Raw genomic sequence first — 20,644 nt, 5'->3', positions numbered from 1 at the left:
CTGCCTGCTGACCTGCCTGCTGAGTTGACCGCTGACCTCTGCTGTTCGACGTCGACCCGAAGGGTGTGACTGAATGAGTCTCATGACCGATCCTGCCGTGCACGTGCACGACGACCTCGCCGTGATCGAGTTCGTCACGCCCGTCCTCGGGTTCCCCGACCACCACCGCTTCACGCTGGTCCGGCTCGACGAGGACGGTGTGCTCTGCGAGCTCACCTGCATCGACGACGCCTCCGTCCGGTTCCTGGTGGCGTCGCCGTTCGACTTCTTCCCTGACTACGCGCCCGTGGTCGAGGATGACGTCGTCGAGCTGCTCGAGGTCACCGACGCCTCCCAGGTGATGGTCCTGCTGATGCTCACCGCCGGTGCTTCGCTGGAGCGCACGACGGCCAACCTGCTGGCGCCGATCCTGGTCAACACCCGGACCCGCCGTGCGGTGCAGGTGATCCTCGACTCAGCGACGTACTCCGTCGCGACCCCGCTGGTCCCGTGACGCCTGCGTGCGTGACGCCTGCACCCACGTCGTGGCTTAGGTTGGTCACATGTTGGTGCTGAGTCGTCGGGTCGGAGAGAGCGTCGTCATCGGTGACGACGTCACCCTGACCGTCCTCGAGGTGCGTGGGGACGTCGTCCGGATCGGGATCGACGCTCCGCGTTCGGTCAAGGTCCACCGCGCCGAGTTGCTGGCCGAGCTGACCTCCAGCAACCAGGGCGCCGTCGCCCCGGCGGCCGACGCCGTCGCCTCGCTGGCCGACGCCGTGCGTCGCCGCAGGGAGTCCTGACTCCCCAACGTGGGGGAGGCCGTGCCCGGGGAGGGGCCCTCGGGGGTTCTGGCTCAGGTTGCCCGCTGTGGTGCCGATGTGTTCGTCGTAGGTGCGTGCGACGACGGAAGGTGCACCGATGGACGACATGGACGAGATCGTCCAGGAGTTTCTCGTGGAGAGCCACGAGAACCTGGACCAGCTCGACCGCGACCTTGTCGCGCTCGAGCGTGAACCTGATTCGCGGGACCTGCTGGCCAGCATCTTCAGGACCATCCACACGATCAAGGGCACCAGCGGCTTCCTTGCCTTCGGCAAGCTGGAGTCGGTGACCCACGTGGGCGAGAACCTCCTGGCGAGGCTGCGCGACGGCAAGATGTCGATGACGCAGCAGACCACCGACGTGCTGCTCGCCATGGTCGACACCGTGCGTGACCTGCTCGGCGCGATCGAGGAGAAGGGCGGCGAGGGCGACCTCGACGTCACCGCGGTCGTCGAGGCGATCTCCGCGGTCCTCGAAGGACGTGCGTCGGCCCCGGCTCCTGCTGCTGCTGCCCCTGCGCCTGTCGCTGAGGTCGCAGCCGCTCCGGTCGCGGCTCAGCCGGTTGCTGCGCCCGCTCCCGTGGCAGAGGCGCCGGTCGAGACGCCGGCCCCGGCCGTCGAGCCCGTGCCGGCTGCGGTCCCCGCGGCCCTCGCGGTCCCGGCAGCGACCCCGGCTGCTCCGGCCGAGGACGACCACCACGACGACCACCCGCACCGCCGCAGCGTCGCGGAGTCGTCGATCCGCGTCGACGTCGAGGTCCTCGACACCCTGATGCAGTTGGTCGGCGAGCTCGTGCTGACCCGCAACCAGATCGTCCGACAGGCCGGTGTCCAGGCGGACGCCGACCTCACCGCGTCCGCCCAGCGCCTCAACCTGATCGCCTCCGAGCTGCAGGAAGGCGTCATGAAGACGCGCATGCAGCCCATCGACAACCTGTGGGCCAAGCTGCCCCGCGTCGTCCGTGACCTCGGAGCGCAGTGCGGCAAGTCGGTCTCGCTGGAGATGGTCGGCAAGGAGACCGAGCTCGACCGCTCCCTGCTGGAGGCCGTCAAGGACCCGCTGACCCACCTGGTCCGCAACTCCGTCGACCACGGCTTCGAGACCCCCGCCGAGCGCGTCGAGATCGGCAAGCCCGCCGAGGGCAAGCTGACGCTGCGCGCGTACCACGAGGGCGGCCAGGTCGTCGTCGAGGTCGCCGACGACGGTGCCGGCATCGACCCGTCCCGGATCGCGGCGAAGGCCGTCGAGAAGGGACTGCGCACCCCCGCCCAGCTCGCCGAGATGTCGCCCAACGACGTCCTCCAGCTGATCTTCGCGCCCGGCTTCTCCACCGCGAAGGCCGTCACCAACGTCTCCGGCCGTGGTGTCGGCATGGACGTGGTCCGCACCAACATCGAGGCCATCGGCGGCGCCGTCGAGGTCGAGTCGGTGCTCGGCAAGGGCACCACCTGCCGTCTCCGGATCCCGCTGACCCTGGCGATCGTCCCGGCCCTGACCGTGGAGTGCTCCGGCGACCGCTACGCGATCCCGCAGGTCAGCCTGCTGGAGCTCGTCGCGCTCGACGCCGACCGTGCCGTCACTGACGTCGAGGACGTCAACGGCGCCTCGGTGTACCGCCTGCGCGGCACCCTGCTTCCGCTGGTTCGCCTGGCCGACCTGCTCGGCGTCGAGTCGGAGCGTTCCGACGGCCACGTCGTGATCGCGGTCCTGCAGGCTGAGGGGCGCCGCTTCGGTCTCGTCATCGACCGGGTCCTCTCCACCGAGGAGATCGTCGTCAAGCCGCTGGGCAGCCAGCTCAAGGCGATCGGCGCCTACTCCGGTGCCACGATCCTGGGCGACGGGACGGTCGCGCTGATCCTGGACGTCCAGACGCTCGCACGTCGCGTCCTCAACACCGAGGCCACCGAGATCGAGCGCGCCACCGAGACGGAGACGCGAGTCACCGTCGACGAGAGCCAGCGCCTCCTGGTCGCCGGCCTCGGCGCAGACCGCCGCGTCGCGATCCCGCTCTCCTCGGTCACCCGCCTGGAGAACTTCCCCGCCACTGCGGTCGAGCAGGTCGGCGGCCGCGAGGTGGTCCAGTACCGCGGCAGCATCCTGCCGCTGGTGCGTCTGGCCGACTTCTACGGCACCTACTCCGACCGTGGAGCCGAGGACCTCGTCGTCGTCATCTACACCGTCGGCGCCCGCAGCGTCGCGATCGTGGTCGACGAGATCGTCGACATCGTGGAGGAGGGCGGCGAGCTCAGCTCGGACGTCACCGGCCACGGCGTCCTGGGATCGACGCTGGTCCGCGACCGGCTCGTCGAGGTCCTCGACGTGCGCGCGGCGATCCTCGCCGCCGACCCCACCTTCTACTCCGTCGACGACACGCAGGAACTGATGTGAGCACCCGACTGGTCACCTTCACCCTCGACGGCCGGCTCTACGGCGTCGACGTCGACCTCGTCCAGGAGGTCCTGCGCGGACAGCCGCAGACCCGGATCCCGCTGGCCCCGGCCAGCGTCTCGGGGCTGATCAACCTGCGCGGTCAGGTCCTCAGCGCGATGGAGCTCCGGGCCCGTCTCGGTCTGCCCGACCGTGACGCCGACACCGAGGCGATGCTCGTGGTGGTCCGGGTCGACGGCGAGGCGATCGCGCTGCGCGTCGACACCATCGGTGCCGTGATCGACGTCGACGACGCACAGTTCGAGCTGCCGCCGGACACGCTGACCGGCCCGGCTCGCGACTTCCTGCTGGGCGCCTACAAGTTGGAGGGCCGGCTCCTGCTGGCGCTCGACGTCGCGCGCACCGTCGCGGCCTGACCCCTGAGCAGGAGTTCTCCCTGATGAAGCAGTTCCTCGCGCGGTTGGCCCTGGGCCGGAAGTTGCTTGCCCTGGCTGTCGTCGCCATCGTGACGTCGGCGTCGATCACCACCTTCGTCGGACTCAACGTCCGCTCGATGGGGTCCGACTCCGAACTCCTGTCCAGGTACCAGGACCTCCGTGCCGACTTCCACCGCCTCGACAGCGAGGCGCACTCGCTGAAGGCCACGGTCTACCGAGCCCTGGCCAGCGGCGAGGCCGCGGATGCTTCCGCGGAGGTCGAGGCGACGTTCCGGACGATGACCGACATCATCGCCACGCACTCCGGCACGGAACTCAACGTCGCCGAAGGGGAGGCCGACTCCTTCCGTGCAGGATTCACCGCGTTCGGCGCTGCGATCGAGGAGATCCTCACCGCCGCTGCGCAGAAGCCCGAGACGGCGCCGGCACTCGTGGAGAAGGTCGACGTGGTCACCGCGTCCGTCGACGAGGTGCTGGCTCCCAACCTCGTCCGGATCGAGCAGGTCGTCGACCGGATCGAGCAGGAACAGGCAGACAGGCGTACCGCCGTACGTTGGCAGATGTACGGCGTGGCTCTGATCGGTCTGGTCCTCTTCGTGATCGTGGCCCGAGCGATCACGCGTTCCATCACCCGTCCGGTCAACGCGGTCGTGGCGGCTCTGCGCGGCATCGCGGCCGGCGACCTGACCCGTCGGGTCCCCGAGGTCTCCGGTGGTGAGATCGGCGAGCTCGAGCGGCACCTCAACCTGACCGTCGTCACCACTGACCGCATCATCGGCAACGTCGCGGACTCCGCTCTGGGCCTCGGGGCCGCTGCAGGGGGCCTCGCCGAGACGGCTGCGCACCTGAGCGCGGGGGCGCAGTCCACCTCCGAGCAGGCTGGCCTGGTCGGCGTCTCGGCCCAGGAGGTCTCGCGCAACGTCGAGACCGTGGCTGCGGGTGCGGAGCAGATGACGGCTTCGATCCGGGAGATCGCGCATTCGGCGAACGAGGCTGCTCGGGTCGCGTCCGACGCGGTCCGCACCGTCGAGTCCACCAATGCCACCATCTCCCAGCTCGGCGATTCCTCGCGCGAGATCGGGAACGTGGTCAAGGTGATCACCTCGATCGCGGAGCAGACCAACCTGCTGGCCCTGAACGCGACGATCGAGGCCGCCCGTGCCGGTGAGGCCGGCAAGGGCTTCGCCGTCGTCGCGAACGAGGTCAAGGAACTGGCGCAGGAGACCGCGCGCGCCACCGAAGACATCGCTCGCCGCGTCGAGGCCATCCAGGGCGACACCGCCAGCGCCGTGAACGCGATCGGTGAGATCGACTCCGTGATCCGCACCATCAACGACCACCAGCTCACCATCGCCTCGGCGGTGGAGGAACAGACCGCGACCACCAACGAGATGAGTCGCAACGTCGCCGAGGCGTCGGCAGGCACCACCCAGATCGCCGGCAGCATCGCCGGCGTGACCCAGTCGGCCGAGCAGACGAGCGAGGTCGTCGAGCAGACCGAGAGCGCAGCCGCGTCACTGACCCAGATGTCGGCTGATCTCCAGCAGCAGATCGGGCACTTCGTCCGCAGCTGACCGCAGATCCACCGGGCCCCCGCTGGCCCCGGCACCATCGGCCACACGTGGCCCTCGCCGTACGGAACGTGGCCCCGAAGACCTCGAACCGCACGGATCCACTGACACCCTTCCCCGAGGAAACCCCCCCCCATGAGTTCAGTCACCCCTGCGCCCGAGGGGCGCACCTTCACCCAACGTGCCTTCAGCGACCGCAGCGTCGGCGCCAAGACGCTCGCCTCCGTGACGGTGGCCGGTCTGGTTGCCTTCGCGATCTCGATCGTGTCCTACGTCAACCTGACCAACCTCAGCGACGACGCCGATGCGCTCTACGAGCACAACACCCGCGGCGTCATGTACGTCTCCGGCATGCGCGCCGGCGTCGACGCCATGCGGATCTCCGCGCGCGACGTCCTGATCGAGTTCAGCCCCGAGGACAAGAAGAAGGCCTCGGCCTCCCTCGAGAAGGGGTGGCAGAAGTTCGAGGCCTCGGCCAACGACTACGCCCAGCAGTCCGTCGACTCCGACACCGAGGCAGCCTTCGCCGAACTGCGCAAGAGTGCCAGCGCCTACCACGCCCTCCAGACCGGTGACCTCGCCGAGGCCGCCAAGGACCAGGACCCCGAGGCCTGGTCGAAGATCAACGAGGCCGAGGGCGACCCGCTGGTGGAGTCGTTGCACGAGGGCCTCGACTTCCTGACCGATGAGGTCGTCGCGCACGCCGAGGCGGCTGTGGCGGACATCCGCGCCGACTACGAGTTCTCGCGCAACCTCAACGTGGTGATGCTGGTCATCGGTCTGCTGATCGCCGCGGGCATGGCTCGGGTCACCGCTCGGGGCGTGGGCCGCAACATCGCCGCTGTCCGGCACGTCGTCGCTGGTCTTGCCCAGGGCGACCTGACCCGTCGCGCCGACGTCTCCAGCCGCGACGAAGTGGGCCAGATGGCTACTGACCTCGACGTGGCCACGGCCAGCCTGCGTGAACTGATGGCCGGTGTCGTCGGCACCACCGACGCGGTCAACACCGCTGCGGTCGAGCTCGGCTCCGGCATCGACATGATGAAGACCTCCGCCGGCCGCACTGCCGGCAAGGCGGGTCTGGTCTCCGAGGCGGCTGAGGAGGTCTCGCGCAACGTCGAGACCGTGGCTGCGGGTGCGGAGCAGATGACGGCGTCGATCCGGGAGATCGCGCACTCGGCGAACGAGGCTGCCCGGGTTGCTTCCGAAGCCGTGCGTTCGGTCGAGGACACCACGCGCACGATCTCGCAGCTGGGCAACTCGAGCCAGGAGATCGGGAACGTGGTCAAGGTGATCACCTCGATCGCGGAGCAGACCAACCTGCTGGCACTGAACGCGACGATCGAGGCCGCTCGTGCCGGTGAGGCGGGCAAGGGCTTCGCCGTCGTCGCGAACGAGGTCAAGGAACTCGCGCAGGAGACGGCGCGTGCGACCGAGGACATCGCACGTCGCGTGGAGACCATCCAGGGCGACACCGCCAGTGCGGTGAACGCGATCGGTGAGATCGAGACGGTCATCCGGTCGATCAACGACTACCAGCTCACCATCGCCTCGGCGGTGGAGGAGCAGACCGCGACGACGAACGAGATGGGTCGCAACGTCGCCGAGGCGTCCTCGGGCACCAGCCACATCGCCGAGAGCATCAACGACGTTCGTACCTCCTCCGAGCGTGGCGAGGAGTCCGTGGGCCGGGCCCAGATGGCGGTCGCGGACATCGCGCAGCTCTCGGCTGACCTCCGTGCCTCCGTGAACCACTTCACTGCCTGACCCTGCACGACATCCCCACAGGTTCGGCCCGGACACCGCGGTGTTCGGGCCGAACCTCGTGTGACGGGCTCATGCGGATCGCTTGTGTTCCCGTCACGAGCCGTGGGTAAACCATGATGTTTGACGCGGAAGTGTTCCACCTGAGCGCCTCATGCCCGATTGGGGGGAGCCGATGGGAGTAGTGCCTGCCGCACGCGGTGGGCCGTCCGAGCGCCGCGGCTCGGGCGTTCGTCGCCCCGGAGCTCATGGCTGTCCGCCGCCTTGTCGAGTGGGTCGGGGCACCCAGAGCAGGAGACCCCCACCGTGCAGAACGTCTCGGGACGTACCCCCATGCAGAAGGTCAGGTCGCTCAGCGTCCTCACCAAGATCATCGCGCTCGTGACTGGTGCCGTCGTGGTGGCGGTCGCGGTCGGCCTGGCTGGCCTGAACGCGCTCGACCGTTCCCGGGACTCCGCCCGCGAGCTCTACGACGTGCACGTGCAGGGACTTGACGCTCTGGCGGACGTGCGCCAAGCCATCGACGACATGCGGATCGCGTCGCGCACGCCGTTGCTGCGCACCGACAAGCAGGACCGCGCGGAGGCCATCGCGGCGCAGGACGTCTCCTACGAGGGTTTCCTGGACGCTGCCACGGAGTACCGGGCCACCGGCGTCACCGGTGACCTAGGCGCCGCCCTCGACGAGCTCGTCGAGGCTGCGGAGGAGTACACCGCACTGCAGCACGACGTCATCGCTCCGCTGGCGCTCGCCGGTGACCGTGACGAGTGGTGGGAGGTCAACACGGCCGAGGCGCGTCCGGCCGTCGAGAAGATGACGACCTTGGTCGACCGCCTCTTCGAGCTCGAGGGTGAGATGTCGCAGGCGAGCGTGGATCAGATCGAGGACGCCTACACCGACACCCGCACCATCCAGGTGCTCATGGTCGTGATCGGGTCGGCGGCCCTGATGCTGGCCGGGACGAGCGTCGCCCGCCGACTGCGCGGCAACGTGCTCGCGGTCAAGGCCGTGGCCGACGCCATGGCCGAAGGCGACCTCACCCGTCGCGCCGAGGTGACCGACGGTGACGAGCTGGGCCAGATGGCCAGCAGCCTCGACGCGGCCGGTGACTCCCTGCGGGCGCTGATGGCCTCGGTCGACGAGTCGTCGCAGAACCTTTCGGTCCTCGCCGACCAGATCGCCTCGGGTTCGGCGCAGATTGCTGCTGGTGCCGAGGAGACCTCGGTGCAGTCCGACGTCGTGGCTGCCGCGGCGGAGGAGGTCTCGCGCAACGTGGAGACCGTGGCTGCTGGTTCGGAGCAGATGACCGCCTCGATCCGGGAGATCGCGCACTCGGCGAACGAGGCCGCCCGGGTCGCCTCCGACGCGGTGCGTTCGGTGGAGACCACCAGCACCACGGTGGCCCAGCTCGGTGTCTCCAGCCAGGAGATCGGCAACGTGGTAAAGGTGATCACCTCGATCGCGGAGCAGACCAACCTGCTGGCACTGAACGCGACGATCGAGGCAGCTCGTGCCGGTGAGGCCGGCAAGGGCTTCGCTGTCGTCGCGAACGAGGTCAAGGAGCTCGCGCAGGAGACCGCGCGCGCGACCGAGGACATCGCGCGTCGCGTCGAGGCCATCCAGGGCGACACGGCCAGCGCCGTCGGCGCGATCGGCGAGATCGACTCCGTCATCCGCTCGATCAACGACCACCAGCTCACCATCGCCTCGGCGGTGGAGGAACAGACCGCGACCACCAACGAGATGGGTCGCAACGTGGGGGAGGCGTCTGCCGGAACCCGTCAGATCGCGGAGAACATCGTCGGTGTCTCCACTGCGGCTGCTGACACCACGCAAGCCGTCGCGCAGGCCCACGAGGGCGTCACCCAGATCGCGGCGCTCGCCGACGAGCTCCGGGCAGGGGTGCGCCGCTTCCAGATCTGACGCATCCCCGATCGGGGGTGAGGAAGTCATCCTCCTCCCCGCGAACGGGTGTGAAACGGTGCGATCTGGACGGCCTTCTCTCCTCCTGCGTCTTCTGCTGCCGACTGGTCTTGTAGGTGCAGACCGGTCGGCGGCAGGGCACGGAAGCTCGTCGTTCGAGGAGTGCAGTGCATTTCTCGCCCCTGCACCTCCTGCCCATCCCCGTCCGGAATGGGCAGGAAGACATGCCTGTCGTGCACGGCGGGCCCAGACGCAGGAGCGCAGCAACAGATGGACAACGTCTCGGGACGTTCTTTCTTCCAGAAGGCCAGGGACACCAGCATCCTGACCAAGATCGTGGCCCTCGTGGCCGCGGCGGTGCTCGTGGCCATCGTCGCCGGAGTGACCGGCCTGGCGGCGGTGAGCAGCACCCGGGACGAGGCCGAGGCCATGCACGACGTCCACGTCAACGGCCTCACGGCGCTGTCCGAAGTCAGCAGCACCAACGCCACGCTGCGGATCGCGTCGCGCAGCCCGATGCTCTACGTCGCGAAGGCGGAGCGCCTCGAGTCCCTCAAGAGTGTCGAAACCTCCTACTCGACGTTCCTCGAAGCCGCCTCCAAGTACGCCAGCACCGGCCTCGGCAACGGACTGCAGGAACCCTACGACCGGATGATGAACGCCGCCGCGGCGTACGTCGAGGCGATCGATGAGAAGGTCGCGCCGAGCATCGAGAAGGGTGACCTCGAGGGTTGGTGGGAGGCCAGCGACGAGTACGTCACCCCTGTGGCGCAGGAGATGAACACTGCGCTCAACGACCTCTACCTGCTCGAGCGTGACCTCTCCGACCAGAGCGTCGCCGACATCAACGAGTCCTACGACAACACCCGCATGACCCAGATCCTGCTCGTGTCGATCGGTTCCGTGGTCGTGCTGTTCCTCGGCTTCCGCGTCGCCGGCCGGATCAAGGCCAACGTCACTGCGGTGCAGCGTGTCGCCGAGGCTCTCGCCGAGGGCGATCTCACCCAGCACGCCGACGTCGACGACCAGGACGAGTTGGGCCAGATGGCCCGTAGCCTCGACTCCGCGTCGGCCTCGATGCGTGAACTGATGTCCACGGTGTCCACCGCTGCCCAGGACCTCGCCTCCTCGGCGGACCAGGTCGCGTCGGGTTCGTCGCAGATCGCCGCTGGCGCCGAGGAGACCTCGGTGCAGGCCGACGTCGTCGCTGCGGCGGCGGAGGAGGTCTCGCGCAACGTCGAGACCGTGGCTGCTGGGTCGGAGCAGATGACCGCGTCGATCCGGGAGATCGCGCATTCGGCGAACGAGGCTGCCCGGGTGGCGTCCGACGCGGTCCGCACCGTCGAGTCGACCACTCAGACCGTCTCCAAGCTCGGTGCGTCGAGCCAGGAGATCGGGAACGTGGTCAAGGTGATCACCTCGATCGCGGAGCAGACCAACCTGCTGGCGCTGAACGCGACGATCGAGGCGGCTCGTGCCGGTGAGGCGGGCAAGGGCTTTGCCGTCGTGGCGAACGAGGTCAAGGAACTGGCGCAGGAGACGGCGCGTGCCACTGAAGACATCGCGCGTCGGGTCGAGGCCATCCAGGGCGACACGGCCAGTGCCGTGAACGCGATCGGTGAGATCGACTCCGTGATCCGCTCGATCAACGACTACCAGCTCACCATCGCGTCTGCGGTGGAGGAGCAGACCGCGACGACGAACGAGATGGGTCGCAACGTCGCCGAGGCATCGGCGGGAACCCGTCAGATCGCGGAGAACATCGTCGGTGTCTCCACGGCCGCCAACGACACCACGCAGGCCGTGGCCCAGGCGCACGAGGCGGTCGGGCAGATCGCCGGTCTCGCCCGCGACCTGCGTGTGGGCGTGGAGCGCTTCCACGTCTGAGCAGGGTCCCGACAACGCGTGAGCAACGCTGCGGCAACGCTCGAACAACGCGCCAGCAACGTCTGAAGAACGTCTGAGCAACACCCGGACAGCGCCGGTGGCGCCGACCCCTGAGGGCCGGCGTCCCCGGCGCCTTTCGGCGTCCGGAAGCGTCCGGACGAGGCGCGCGGGAGACCCCGCGGCGCCTTTCGCCATCCCTGGGAGACCCACAGGGAACACACCTGAGAAGGAACCGTGTCCGCCAACACCCTCCGTACTGCCGTCCCCGCAGCCCTCCCCCCGAACCGAGCGCCACGCAGCCTGACCTCACGGGTCAAGGACCTCAGCGTCCGCGTCAAGGTCCTCGGTGCCGTCTTCGTGGCAGCCGTCGTCTCCGTCGTCGTCGGCGTGGTCGGCATCACCGCCCTCTCCGCGACGAGCGAGCGGGCCGAACAGATCCACGACGACAACCTCGCCGGCGTCAGTACCCTGGCCAGCATCCGCGCCGCGGTCTACGAGATGCGTCTGACCTCGCGTGAGGCGCTCGGCTTCGCCACCCCTGAGGAACGCGGCGAGCTGATGGACAGCCAGATCGAGGACTACGACATGTTCCTCGAGAACGCCAAGGCCTACGAAGGGTTCGTCCGGACCGACGCAGCGCGCGCACCTTTCGAGGACCTCGTCGACGCCGCGGCGGACTACCGCGCCGTCCAGACCGACGTGATGCGACCCCTCGCCGTGGACGGCGACGCCCAGAAGTGGCAGGTCGTCCACGTCGCCCAGGCAGCACCCCAGGTCGACCGGATGGTCGACGCCATCGTGGCCCTGCAGGACCTCGAGATGGAGGCAGCCCAGCAGGCCCTCGACGCGGTCCACGAGGAGTACGACTCCACCCGCACCACGCTGCTGGTGGTGGTGCTCGCCGGCGTCGCACTGGCTGTGCTCGTCGGGCTGTGGGTCGTGCGCGGCATCATGCGCAACGTCGCTGCGGTCGCACACCTCACCCAGGGACTCGCCGACGGTGACCTGACCCGCATCGCCGAGGTGGAGGACCAGGACGAACTGGGCCAGATGGCCCACAGCCTGGGCACCGCCACCTCCGCCCTGCGCGGTCTGATGACCCAGGTCGTCGATGCATCCGACGCCGTGGGCGCTGCTGCGGAACAGGTGGCCTCGGGCACCCAGCAGATCTCCGCCGGAGCGGCTGACGGTGCGACGCAGTCGGCTGTCCTTGCCGCAGCCGCGGAAGAGGTCTCGCGCAACGTCGAGACCGTGGCTGCTGGTTCGGAGCAGATGACCGCCTCGATCCGGGAGATCGCGCACTCGGCCAACGAGGCGGCTCGGGTCGCGTCCGACGCGGTCCGCACCGTCGAGTCCACCAATGCCACCATCTCCCAGCTCGGCGATTCCTCGCGCGAGATCGGGAACGTGGTCAAGGTGATCACCTCGATCGCGGAGCAGACCAACCTGCTGGCACTGAACGCCACCATCGAGGCCGCTCGTGCCGGTGAGGCGGGCAAGGGCTTCGCCGTCGTCGCGAACGAGGTCAAGGAACTCGCGCAGGAGACGGCGCGTGCGACCGAGGACATCGCACGTCGCGTGGAGACCATCCAGGGCGACACCGCCAGTGCGGTGAACGCGATCGGTGAGATCGAGACGGTCATCCGGTCGATCAACGACTACCAGCTCACCATCGCCTCGGCGGTGGAGGAGCAGACCGCGACGACCAACGAGATGGGTCGCAACGTGGGGGAGGCGTCGGCGGGAACCCGTCAGATCGCAGCCAACATCGGTGCGATCTCCGCCTCTGCGGGTGCCACCACCGAGGCGGTTGCCGAGGCGCACCAGGCCGTCACCCAGATCGCCGGGATGGCTCGCGACCTGCGTTCCGGCGTGGAGAAGTTCCGGGTCTGACTCGGGGCTGACCCAGGTCTGTCCGATTCTGGGCTGGGCTGAGGTCCGTCGGGTGGTCGCTGCGGTGTCCACTCGACGGATCGATCAGTCCGATCCCCCTGTTTGGGGGTGTGGTCGTCCCGTTGGCGGGGACGAGACGAGACCTTCGCTCAGGAGCGAGGGCGCTGCGTCGATCGGGCGGCCATGAGTGATCCCCGTTCATCGCACGCCGACCGTTCCGTCGTCCAGCGCGTCATGCGAGACCGCAGCGTCCGTGTCAAGACCCTGGTTTCGGTGGGTGTGGCTGCGTTCGTCGCGGTCGTCGTCGGCATCGTGGGGGTCACCTCGCTGCGCAGCCTCAACTCGAGCGTGGAGGACATGCGTGACGACAAGTTCACCGGTCTGCAGTACGTCGCCGACATGCACACCGCGTTCCGGGGCATGCACTCCGCCAGCCGGGACGTGCTGATCCAGCCCGACATGAAGGACAAGAAGGCGGCCCAGAAGAAGGTCGAGTCGTTCTGGAAGGACCTCCAGACGGCTGGACAGGCCTACGGCGCGATGGACCTGGGCGAGGAGGCTGCGGCCACGCTCGACCGTCAGCGCACCGCCGCCTACGAGTACTTCACCCTCGTCAGCGAGGAGATGCCCGACGCCGCCATGTCCGACACCGGAGCAGGCGCCGCCGAGGGTCTGGAGTCGGGACGCGACCGGTGGCTGCGCCTGGAGGCGGACGAGGCCCAGCCGCTCATCACCCTGATGGAGGGGACTCTGCAGAGCCTGCGCGACCTCGAGTTCGCCGACGCCAACGCGGCCGCCCAGGCCGTCGACGACGACTACCACGTGACCCTGCGCACCACCGTGCTCGTGCTCCTGGCCGGCCTCGTGCTCGCCGGCGCTCTCGCCTGGTGGGTCGCGGCTGCTCTGGCCGGCAACATCGCGCGGGTTCGTTTCGTCGTCGAAGGTCTTGCCCAGGGCGACCTGACCCGTCGCGCGGACGTCACCAACCGCGACGAGCTGGGCGCCATGGCTGCCGACCTCGACGTCGCCACCGAGAAGCTGCGCGCGATGATGGCCGGGGTCGGTTCGACCTCTGACGCCGTGGCCGAGGCCGCGAACACGTTGGCCAGCAACGCCATGCAGATCGCTGTCGTCGCCGGCGAGACCTCGGCGCAGTCCGGTGTGGTCTCCGACGCGGCTGAGGAGGTCTCGCGCAACGTGGAGACCGTGGCTGCTGGTTCGGAGCAGATGACGGCTTCGATCCGGGAGATCGCGCATTCGGCGAACGAGGCGGCTCGGGTTGCCTCCGACGCGGTGCGTTCGGTGGAGACCACCAGCACCACGGTGGCCCAGCTCGGCGCGTCGAGCCAGGAGATCGGGAACGTGGTCAAGGTGATCACCTCGATCGCGGAGCAGACCAACCTGCTGGCACTGAACGCGACGATCGAGGCCGCTCGTGCCGGTGAGGCGGGCAAGGGCTTCGCGGTCGTGGCGAACGAGGTCAAGGAGCTCGCGCAGGAGACCGCGCGTGCCACTGAAGACATCGCGCGTCGGGTCGAGGCGATCCAGGGCGACACCGCGTCTGCGGTGGGTGCGATCGGTGAGATCGAGACGGTCATCCGGTCGATCAACGACTACCAGCTCACCATCGCTTCGGCGGTGGAGGAGCAGACCGCGACGACCAACGAGATGGGTCGCAACGTGGTCGAGGCGTCGGCGGGAACCCGTCAGATCGCGGAGAACATCGTCGGTGTCTCCTCGACCGCCCGAGCCACCTCCGAGCACGTCGCGGCGGCCCAGGCCGAGGTCGACCAGATCTCGCGCCGCACTGAGGAGATGCGCGCCGCGATCGCCCAGTTCCGGGCTTGATCCGTCCTTCGGCTCAGGTCTGGACCACCTGCGCCGATCTGGTCGGTGTCAGCCGTGTGGCTGGCACCGACCGAAGGAGTTCCGGTGCCCCCGATTCGCGTGCTCGTCGTCGACGACTCGGTCGTGATCCGGCGGCTGGTCACCGGCATCCTCTCCGAGGACCCCGGCATCGAGGTCGTGGGCACTGCGATCAACGGTCGGGTGGCGCTGCAGAAGGTCGCCTCCCTGCGCCCCGACCTGGTGACGATGGACGTCGAGATGCCCGAGATGGACGGCATCGAAGCGGTCCGCGGTATCCGCGCCACCGGCAATCGGGTCCCGATCATCATGTTCTCCACCCTCACCGCACGCGGTGCCTCGGCGACCTTCGACGCCCTCGCGGCCGGCGCCTCGGACTACGTCCCGAAGCCCGCCAACGTCGGTAGCGTCACCCGTTCGATCGAGCAGGTCCGGGACGCACTGATCCCGTTGATCAAGAACCTCGTGACGCGTCCCGGCGGGGCGCTCCCGGCCTTGCGTGAGCGTCGTGCGGCGCCCGTCGGCACCGCTGGCCCTGCCCGCCCTGCCCGCCCTGCGCGCCGTGAGCCGGCGGTTCCCGACGCCATCGAACTGCGCGAGCCGGTCTCTCCTGTGCGCGGCTACCGGATGCTCGTGATCGGCAGTTCGACCGGCGGTCCCGAAGCACTGTTCCACCTGCTCAAGGCGTTGCCGCCGCTCCCGGTTCCGGTCGCAGTGGTCCAGCACATGCCCCCGGTCTTCACCGCCCAGTTCGCGGCTCGACTCGACCGGCACTGCGACTTCCCGGTCGTGGAGGCCACCGACGGGATGCGGCTCGCGCCGGGCACTGTGGTGATCGCGCCCGGCGACCACCACCTCACCGTGAACCGCGCCGGAGCGGCGCTGCAAGCGGCGCTCAACCAACAGCCGCCGGAGAACTACTGCCGACCAGCGGTCGACGTCCTGTTCCGCTCGGCGGCCGCCAACGCGGGAGGACCTGTCCTGGGCCTCGTGCTCACCGGCATGGGACACGACGGGCTGAAGGGCGGGGAGAAGCTCGTCGAGGCGGGCGGATCACTGATCGCCCAGGACCGCGCCAGTTCGGTGGTCTGGGGGATGCCCGGAGCGGTTGCCCAGGCCGGTCTGGCCGAGCAGGTGCTCCCGCTCTCCCTGATCGCAGCCGAGGTGCAGCGGCGCCTCGTCCAGCGCCCCGAGCAGCCTGTCCGCAGTGACATTCGCAGTGACATTCGCAGTGACGTCCGTCGCGAATCCCGTGAGACCCGACGAGGAGGTCTGGCATGACCCTGGCACCTGACGTCTTCGTCTTCGTCCGTGATCACGTCCGCCGTGAGAGCGCCATCGTGCTCGAGGCCGGCAAGGAGTACCTGGTCGAGTCCCGGCTCCAGCCCATGGCCCGCAGCCTGGGTTTCGCCGACGTCGACACCTTCGTCCACTCCGTCCAGCGTTCGCGTGACCGGGGTCTGCTGGAGCGCATCGTCGAGGCACTGACCACCAACGAGACCTCGTTCTTCCGCGACCGTGACCCGTTCGTGGCGCTGCGTCAGGACGTCTTCCCCGATCTGGCCGCGCGTCGACCCGGGCGTCGTCTGCGGGTGTGGACCGCGGCCTGCTCAACCGGCCAGGAGCCGTACAGCGTCGCGATGACGGTCAAGGAGACCCCCGAGCTCACCGGCTTCGGCGTCGAGATCATCGGCACCGACCTCTCCGACGAAGTGCTCGCGAAGGCACGAGCGGCGGAGTACTCCCAGCTCGAGGTCAACCGCGGTCTGCCCGCGACGACGCTGGTGCGTCACTTCCAGCGCGCGGGAGTCAACTGGCGCCTCGACCCGGAGGTCGCCTCGATGGTGACCTTCTCGAAGGTCAACCTGCTGCACTCGTTCGACCACCTCGGCCGGTTCGACGTGGTGTTCCTGCGCAACGTGCTGATCTACTTCGACGTCGAGACCAAGCGCGACATCCTCCGTCGCCTGCGTCGGGTCATGAACCCGGATGCCTACCTCTTCCTCGGCGCCGCGGAGATGACCTCGGGCATCGACGACGGCTGGGAGCGCCTTCCGGCGGGACGATCGTCGGTCTACCGGCTCAGGACTGCTTCCACAGCTGCGCGGCGATGACCGCGGCCTGGGTGCGCCGGGAGACCCCGAGCGCAGCCAGGAGAGCCGTGACGTTGTTCTTGATCGTCTTCTCGGCCAGGAACAGCTGAGCACCGATCTCGCGGTTGGTGAGGCCCTCGCCGATCAGACGCAGGATCCGCTGCTGCTGGGGCGTGAGGTTCTCGAGCGTGGGACTCTGCTGCTTCTCGGCCTGGTCCTGACGACGGATCCGGTCCATCATCCGCGCCGCGACGGCGGGAGCGACGAGGGACTTGCCGGCGGCGACGTCGCGGATGCCGCTGAGCAGCTTCTCGGCGGCGATCTGCTTGAGCACGTAGCCGTGGACGCCGGCGGAGAACGCGGCGACGAGGGTGGGTTCGTCGTCGTAGGAGCTGAGCATCAGCATCCGGACCTCGGGAGCCTGGGCGGAGACCACACGCGCCACGTCCACGCCTGAGCCGTCAGGCAGCCTGGCGTCGAGGAGAGCCACGTCCGGCCGGTGCTCGAGCACGCCGGAAAGACCGTCAACCACGTTGCCTGCTTCGCCGACGACCTCGATGTCCGGTTCGGCCTCGAGGAGTGCTCGGAGGCCGTGGCGGACGATCGCGTGGTCGTCGAGCAGGAAGACCCGAATCTTCTGCACCTCTTGTAGGTACCCCCCGAGGTGGGGTGTGTAACAAATCGTCACCTCAAGTGAGCCAGGTCACGATCACATGGGGTACGTGTCCCTGCAGGTCGGGGCGCGCGGCGACCTTGGAGAAAAAGGTTGTTTGTGGCAACCTTTCATGTGGTTGTCTCGGACAACCGTTGTCCGTGCAGCAGCGGCCCGGCCGCCGTAGCCCAGAAATGAGTTCCCGTGTCCACACCCTCTGCCCCCGCGGCGCCCTCCGGCCCCCCGCCGGGCGTCCTCGCCGGCGACGGCGCCCCCATGACGCACAAGCAGATCCTCCAGGCCATGAGCGGCCTGCTGCTCGGCATGTTCGCGGCCATGACGTCGTCGACGATCGTCAACAACGCGCTCCCGCCGATCGTGACCGCGCTCGACGGCACCCAGACCGGTTACACGTGGGTCGTCGTCGGCACACTGCTGGCGATGACCGCGACCACCCCGATCTGGGGCAAGCTCGCCGACCTCTTCGACCAGAAGAAGCTCGTGCAGATCGCCCTGGTCATCTTCGCCGTCGGATCCTTGGGTGCCGGTCTGGCCGACGACATGAAGGTCCTCATCGGCGCCCGCGTCGTCCAGGGCATCGGCATCGGTGGTCTCACCGCGCTGATCCAGGTCGTCATCGCCTCGATGGTCCCGCCGCGTGAGCGTGGACGCTACGCCGGGTACACCGGTTCGGTCTTCGCTGCCGCCACCGTCGCCGGCCCCCTCGTCGGCGGTCTGCTGGTCGACACCCTCGGGTGGCGCTGGTGCTTCTTCGCGGCTCTGCCGCTGGCCGTGATCGCGCTCGTCCTGATCCAGGGCACCCTGCACCTCGCGCCGCGCCCCAAGAAGAAGGTGACGATCGACTACCTCGGCTCGTTCCTGCTGATGGCAGGCGTCTCGCTGCTACTGGTGTGGGTCTCCTTGGCGGGCAACCAGTTCGACTGGGCCTCGAACACCTCCTACCTGCTGGCCGCGGGCTCGATCGTCGTGCTCCTGCTCGCCGTCCTCGTCGAGGCGAAGTTCGCCGTCGACCCGGTGCTGCCGCTGCGTCTGTTCGCCGACCGCACCACCGTGCTGGCCACGTTCGCCTCCGTCGCGGTGGGCATCGCGATGTTCGGTTCCTCGGTCTACCTGAGCCAGTACTTCCAGCTCTCGCGCGGCATGACGCCCACCAAGGCCGGCCTGATGAGCATCTGCATGGTGGGCGGCACGCTCGTCTCCTCGATGGTCTCGGGCAAGCTCATCACCACCACCGGCAAGTGGAAGCGCTTCCTGGTCCTCGGTGGAGTCGTGATGACTGCCGGCATGGCTCTGCTGGCCACGATCGACCGTGAGACCCCGCTCGCCGTGGTCGGTCTCTACATGCTGCTGCTCGGTCTGGGTGTCGGTCTGCTGATGCAGAACCTCGTCCTCGCGGTCCAGAACGTCACCCCGTTCAAGGACATGGGCGCGGCCTCCGCGCTGGTGGCGTTCTTCCGTTCCATCGGTGGCTCGGCCGGTGTCGCCGCTCTGGGTGCCGTGCTGGCGCACCAGGTCTCCGACGCGGTCGCGGAGGGCATGGCCAAGCTCGGTCTCGACGCTGCGGCCTCGGAAGGTTCCTCGCACTCGGTGCCGAACCTGTCCGAACTCCCGGGGCCGGTGCGTCTGGTCTTCGAGAACGCCTACGGTGACGCGGTCAGCCACGTCTTCCTGTTCAGCGTCCCGTTCGCCGTGATCGGGTTCGTGCTGGTCCTCTTCATCAAGGAGGTTCCGCTGCGCACGACGGTGAAGCGGGCCGACGAGTTGAAGAAGCCCGACGCCGCTCCCGTCGAGCTGAAGAAGTCCGACGCCGCTCCCGTCGAGGGCTGAGTGATGGACTCACGCGTCGAGCACGGGGTCGACGAGGAGTCCGGGGCCGTCGAGGAGCCCGGGGCGGCTGGCGCCTTCCGGGACGACCTGCTCACCGACCTCGAGCAGCAGGTCGTGGTGCTGGTGCGCCGTGCTCGACGTCTGATCGCCATTCGTGCGGTCAGGATCCATCCCGATCTGGCGCCGACGTCGTACGTGGCCCTGACCTACGTGAACTGCAACGGTCCGGTGCGGGCCTCGGCGATCGCGGAGCACTTCAGCATCGACAAGGGCGCGGTCTCACGTCAGGTGCAGTTGCTCAGCGACCTCGGACTGGTGGTCCGAGAGGCCGACCCCGACGACCGCCGCGCCAGCATCATCTCCGTCACCCAGGAGGCGCGTGACCGACTGGAGGAGGCGCGTCGCGGCCGACGCGAACGCCTCCGGGAGGGGATGGAAGGCTGGCAGGACGCCGACCTCGAGACCTTCGTCGGGCTGCTCGGCAAGTACAACGCGCTGCTCGACTGGGTGGACGAGTCCGGTTCTCCCGTCTTCTGAGCGGGGCCGCTCTCTGAAGGCGCTCGGTGAGAAAGTCTCTGCGTGGCGTGGGCGTGGTGCTTGAACGCTCGCGTGGCGCTGGAAAAGGTGTGGGGGACGGCTGCGGCCGCGGTGCCATGGGGACGCCGCGGCTGCAGCGTCACCGGCCTCACCCAGGCATTCTGGAATCGTTCCAGAACATGAGAGTCGTCACCCGCCCACGCTCGGTGTCCGTCTCACCACAGCAGTCCCTTCTTCAACAAGGTGCGTGGGTGTGGCGCGGTGGGCAACAATGGGGGAGTGAGCGACCTCATCGACACCACCGAGATGTACCTCCGCACGATCTACGAGCTCGTGGAGGAGGGCATCGTCCCGCTGCGTGCGCGCATCGCCGAGCGCCTGCACCAGTCGGGTCCGACGGTGTCCCAGACCGTCGCCCGCATGGAGCGGGACGGCCTCCTGACCGTCGAGGGCGACCGCCACCTCGAGCTGACCGAGGAGGGTCTGCGCCTGGCCACCCGCGTCATGCGCAAGCACCGCCTCGCCGAGCGCCTGCTGACCGACGTCATCGGCCTGGACTGGGAGCTCGTGCACGCCGAGGCCTGCCGCTGGGAGCACGTCATGAGCGAGAACGTGGAGCGTCGTCTCCTCGAGCTCCTCGACAACCCCACCGCCTCGCCGTACGGCAACCCGATCCCGGGTCTGGAGGAGCTGGGCCAGGAGAAGAACGACGAGTCCTTCATGGACGGCGTCGCGTCGCTCTCCAAGGTTGCGAGCTTCGACTCCGCACGCGTCAACGTGCGTCGCATCTCCGAGGACCTGCAGAAGGACGAGGAGCTCATGGCGACCCTGCGTCGCGTCGGCGCCGTCCCGGACAAGACCGTCAAGATCATCGCGACCGCCGAGGGCGTCCAGATCGGCTCCGGTGGCGAGGCCGCCGAGATCGACTACGAGTCGGCCGACCACATCTTCGTCAAGGTCGTCTGAGCCACTCCGTCTCCA

General features: G+C 68.6%; 16 protein-coding genes. 15 read left to right on the top strand and 1 reads right to left on the bottom strand.

Annotated elements, in window-relative coordinates; all coding sequences use genetic code 11:
* The first annotated feature begins 82 nt into the window (after nucleotides 1-82).
* The 12 genes from fliW to EOV43_RS12890 all read left to right on the top strand — a co-directional run bounded on the left by fliW (nucleotide 83) and on the right by EOV43_RS12890 (nucleotide 16,647).
* Complete coding sequence (fliW, locus tag EOV43_RS12945; protein ID WP_128221661.1) at nucleotides 83-493, top strand: flagellar assembly protein FliW; 411 nt, start codon at nucleotides 83-85, stop codon at nucleotides 491-493.
* A gap of 49 nt (nucleotides 494-542) precedes the next feature.
* Nucleotides 543-782 (top strand): carbon storage regulator CsrA, encoded by a 240-nt coding sequence (gene csrA, locus EOV43_RS12940; RefSeq protein WP_128221660.1) that lies wholly within the window; start codon nucleotides 543-545, stop codon nucleotides 780-782.
* Between the two features lie 118 nt (nucleotides 783-900).
* Nucleotides 901-3,192 (top strand): chemotaxis protein CheW, encoded by a 2,292-nt coding sequence (locus tag EOV43_RS12935; protein ID WP_128221659.1) that lies wholly within the window; start codon nucleotides 901-903, stop codon nucleotides 3,190-3,192.
* On the top strand, nucleotides 3,189-3,608 hold the full coding sequence (locus EOV43_RS12930) for a chemotaxis protein CheW (RefSeq protein ID WP_128221658.1): 420 nt from the start codon (nucleotides 3,189-3,191) through the stop codon (nucleotides 3,606-3,608). The genes EOV43_RS12935 and EOV43_RS12930 overlap by 4 nt, the downstream gene beginning before the upstream one ends.
* Nucleotides 3,609-3,631: 23 nt before the next feature.
* Complete coding sequence (locus EOV43_RS12925; protein ID WP_128221657.1) at nucleotides 3,632-5,203, top strand: methyl-accepting chemotaxis protein; 1,572 nt, start codon at nucleotides 3,632-3,634, stop codon at nucleotides 5,201-5,203.
* A 132-nt stretch (nucleotides 5,204-5,335) separates the two neighbouring features.
* Complete coding sequence (locus EOV43_RS12920; protein WP_128221656.1) at nucleotides 5,336-6,967, top strand: methyl-accepting chemotaxis protein; 1,632 nt, start codon at nucleotides 5,336-5,338, stop codon at nucleotides 6,965-6,967.
* Between the two features lie 303 nt (nucleotides 6,968-7,270).
* Nucleotides 7,271-8,887: a methyl-accepting chemotaxis protein gene (locus EOV43_RS12915; RefSeq protein WP_206611325.1), complete on the top strand. Its 1,617-nt coding sequence runs from the start codon at nucleotides 7,271-7,273 to the stop codon at nucleotides 8,885-8,887.
* Nucleotides 8,888-9,157: 270 nt separating this feature from the next.
* On the top strand, nucleotides 9,158-10,774 hold the full coding sequence (locus EOV43_RS12910; RefSeq protein ID WP_128221655.1) for a methyl-accepting chemotaxis protein: 1,617 nt from the start codon (nucleotides 9,158-9,160) through the stop codon (nucleotides 10,772-10,774).
* Between the two features lie 234 nt (nucleotides 10,775-11,008).
* A complete protein-coding gene (locus EOV43_RS12905) occupies nucleotides 11,009-12,667 on the top strand; it encodes a methyl-accepting chemotaxis protein (RefSeq protein WP_128316353.1) in 1,659 nt (552 codons plus the stop codon).
* Nucleotides 12,668-12,850: 183 nt separating this feature from the next.
* On the top strand, nucleotides 12,851-14,515 hold the full coding sequence (locus tag EOV43_RS12900) for a methyl-accepting chemotaxis protein (RefSeq protein WP_128316354.1): 1,665 nt from the start codon (nucleotides 12,851-12,853) through the stop codon (nucleotides 14,513-14,515).
* 84 nt (nucleotides 14,516-14,599) lie between these two features.
* The gene (locus tag EOV43_RS12895; RefSeq protein WP_128221654.1) at nucleotides 14,600-15,814 is read left to right on the top strand and encodes a protein-glutamate methylesterase/protein-glutamine glutaminase; all 1,215 of its coding nucleotides are present in this window, start codon (nucleotides 14,600-14,602) and stop codon (nucleotides 15,812-15,814) included.
* Nucleotides 15,811-16,647, top strand: a complete 837-nt coding sequence (locus EOV43_RS12890; protein ID WP_128221653.1) for a CheR family methyltransferase — start codon at nucleotides 15,811-15,813, stop codon at nucleotides 16,645-16,647. The genes EOV43_RS12895 and EOV43_RS12890 overlap by 4 nt, the downstream gene beginning before the upstream one ends.
* On the opposite strand, the gene EOV43_RS12885 is transcribed toward EOV43_RS12890, so the two are convergent.
* On the bottom strand, nucleotides 16,616-17,269 hold the full coding sequence (locus EOV43_RS12885) for a response regulator (protein ID WP_128221652.1): 654 nt from the start codon (nucleotides 17,267-17,269) through the stop codon (nucleotides 16,616-16,618). The genes EOV43_RS12890 and EOV43_RS12885 overlap by 32 nt on opposite strands.
* A gap of 213 nt (nucleotides 17,270-17,482) precedes the next feature.
* Here EOV43_RS12885 and EOV43_RS12880 point away from each other — a divergent pair, with 213 nt between their 5' ends.
* From EOV43_RS12880 to EOV43_RS12870, 3 genes are all read left to right on the top strand, one after another.
* The gene (locus EOV43_RS12880; RefSeq protein ID WP_239022122.1) at nucleotides 17,483-19,126 is read left to right on the top strand and encodes an MDR family MFS transporter; all 1,644 of its coding nucleotides are present in this window, start codon (nucleotides 17,483-17,485) and stop codon (nucleotides 19,124-19,126) included.
* 3 nt (nucleotides 19,127-19,129) lie between these two features.
* Complete coding sequence (locus EOV43_RS12875; protein ID WP_128221651.1) at nucleotides 19,130-19,663, top strand: MarR family winged helix-turn-helix transcriptional regulator; 534 nt, start codon at nucleotides 19,130-19,132, stop codon at nucleotides 19,661-19,663.
* Nucleotides 19,664-19,942: 279 nt separating this feature from the next.
* Nucleotides 19,943-20,629, top strand: coding sequence for an iron-dependent transcriptional repressor DtxR (locus tag EOV43_RS12870; protein WP_128221650.1), 687 nt, complete (start codon nucleotides 19,943-19,945; stop codon nucleotides 20,627-20,629).
* The last annotated feature ends 15 nt before the right edge of the window (nucleotides 20,630-20,644 follow it).

This window comes from Nocardioides yefusunii (assembly GCF_004014875.1).
Taxonomy (GTDB): domain Bacteria; phylum Actinomycetota; class Actinomycetes; order Propionibacteriales; family Nocardioidaceae; genus Nocardioides; species Nocardioides yefusunii.
The sequence above is the reverse complement of the archived record's forward strand: the minus strand, read 5'-3'. Positions and strand labels throughout refer to the sequence as shown.

Coding starts and splice junctions, on each gene's coding strand:
- fliW (WP_128221661.1), top strand. CDS start 83: ATGACCGATCCTGCCGTGCACGTGCACGACGACCTCGCCGTGATCGAG.
- csrA (WP_128221660.1), top strand. CDS start 543: ATGTTGGTGCTGAGTCGTCGGGTCGGAGAGAGCGTCGTCATCGGTGAC.
- EOV43_RS12935 (WP_128221659.1), top strand. CDS start 901: ATGGACGACATGGACGAGATCGTCCAGGAGTTTCTCGTGGAGAGCCAC.
- EOV43_RS12925 (WP_128221657.1), top strand. CDS start 3,632: ATGAAGCAGTTCCTCGCGCGGTTGGCCCTGGGCCGGAAGTTGCTTGCC.
- EOV43_RS12920 (WP_128221656.1), top strand. CDS start 5,336: ATGAGTTCAGTCACCCCTGCGCCCGAGGGGCGCACCTTCACCCAACGT.
- EOV43_RS12910 (WP_128221655.1), top strand. CDS start 9,158: ATGGACAACGTCTCGGGACGTTCTTTCTTCCAGAAGGCCAGGGACACC.
- EOV43_RS12900 (WP_128316354.1), top strand. CDS start 12,851: ATGAGTGATCCCCGTTCATCGCACGCCGACCGTTCCGTCGTCCAGCGC.
- EOV43_RS12890 (WP_128221653.1), top strand. CDS start 15,811: ATGACCCTGGCACCTGACGTCTTCGTCTTCGTCCGTGATCACGTCCGC.
- EOV43_RS12875 (WP_128221651.1), top strand. CDS start 19,130: ATGGACTCACGCGTCGAGCACGGGGTCGACGAGGAGTCCGGGGCCGTC.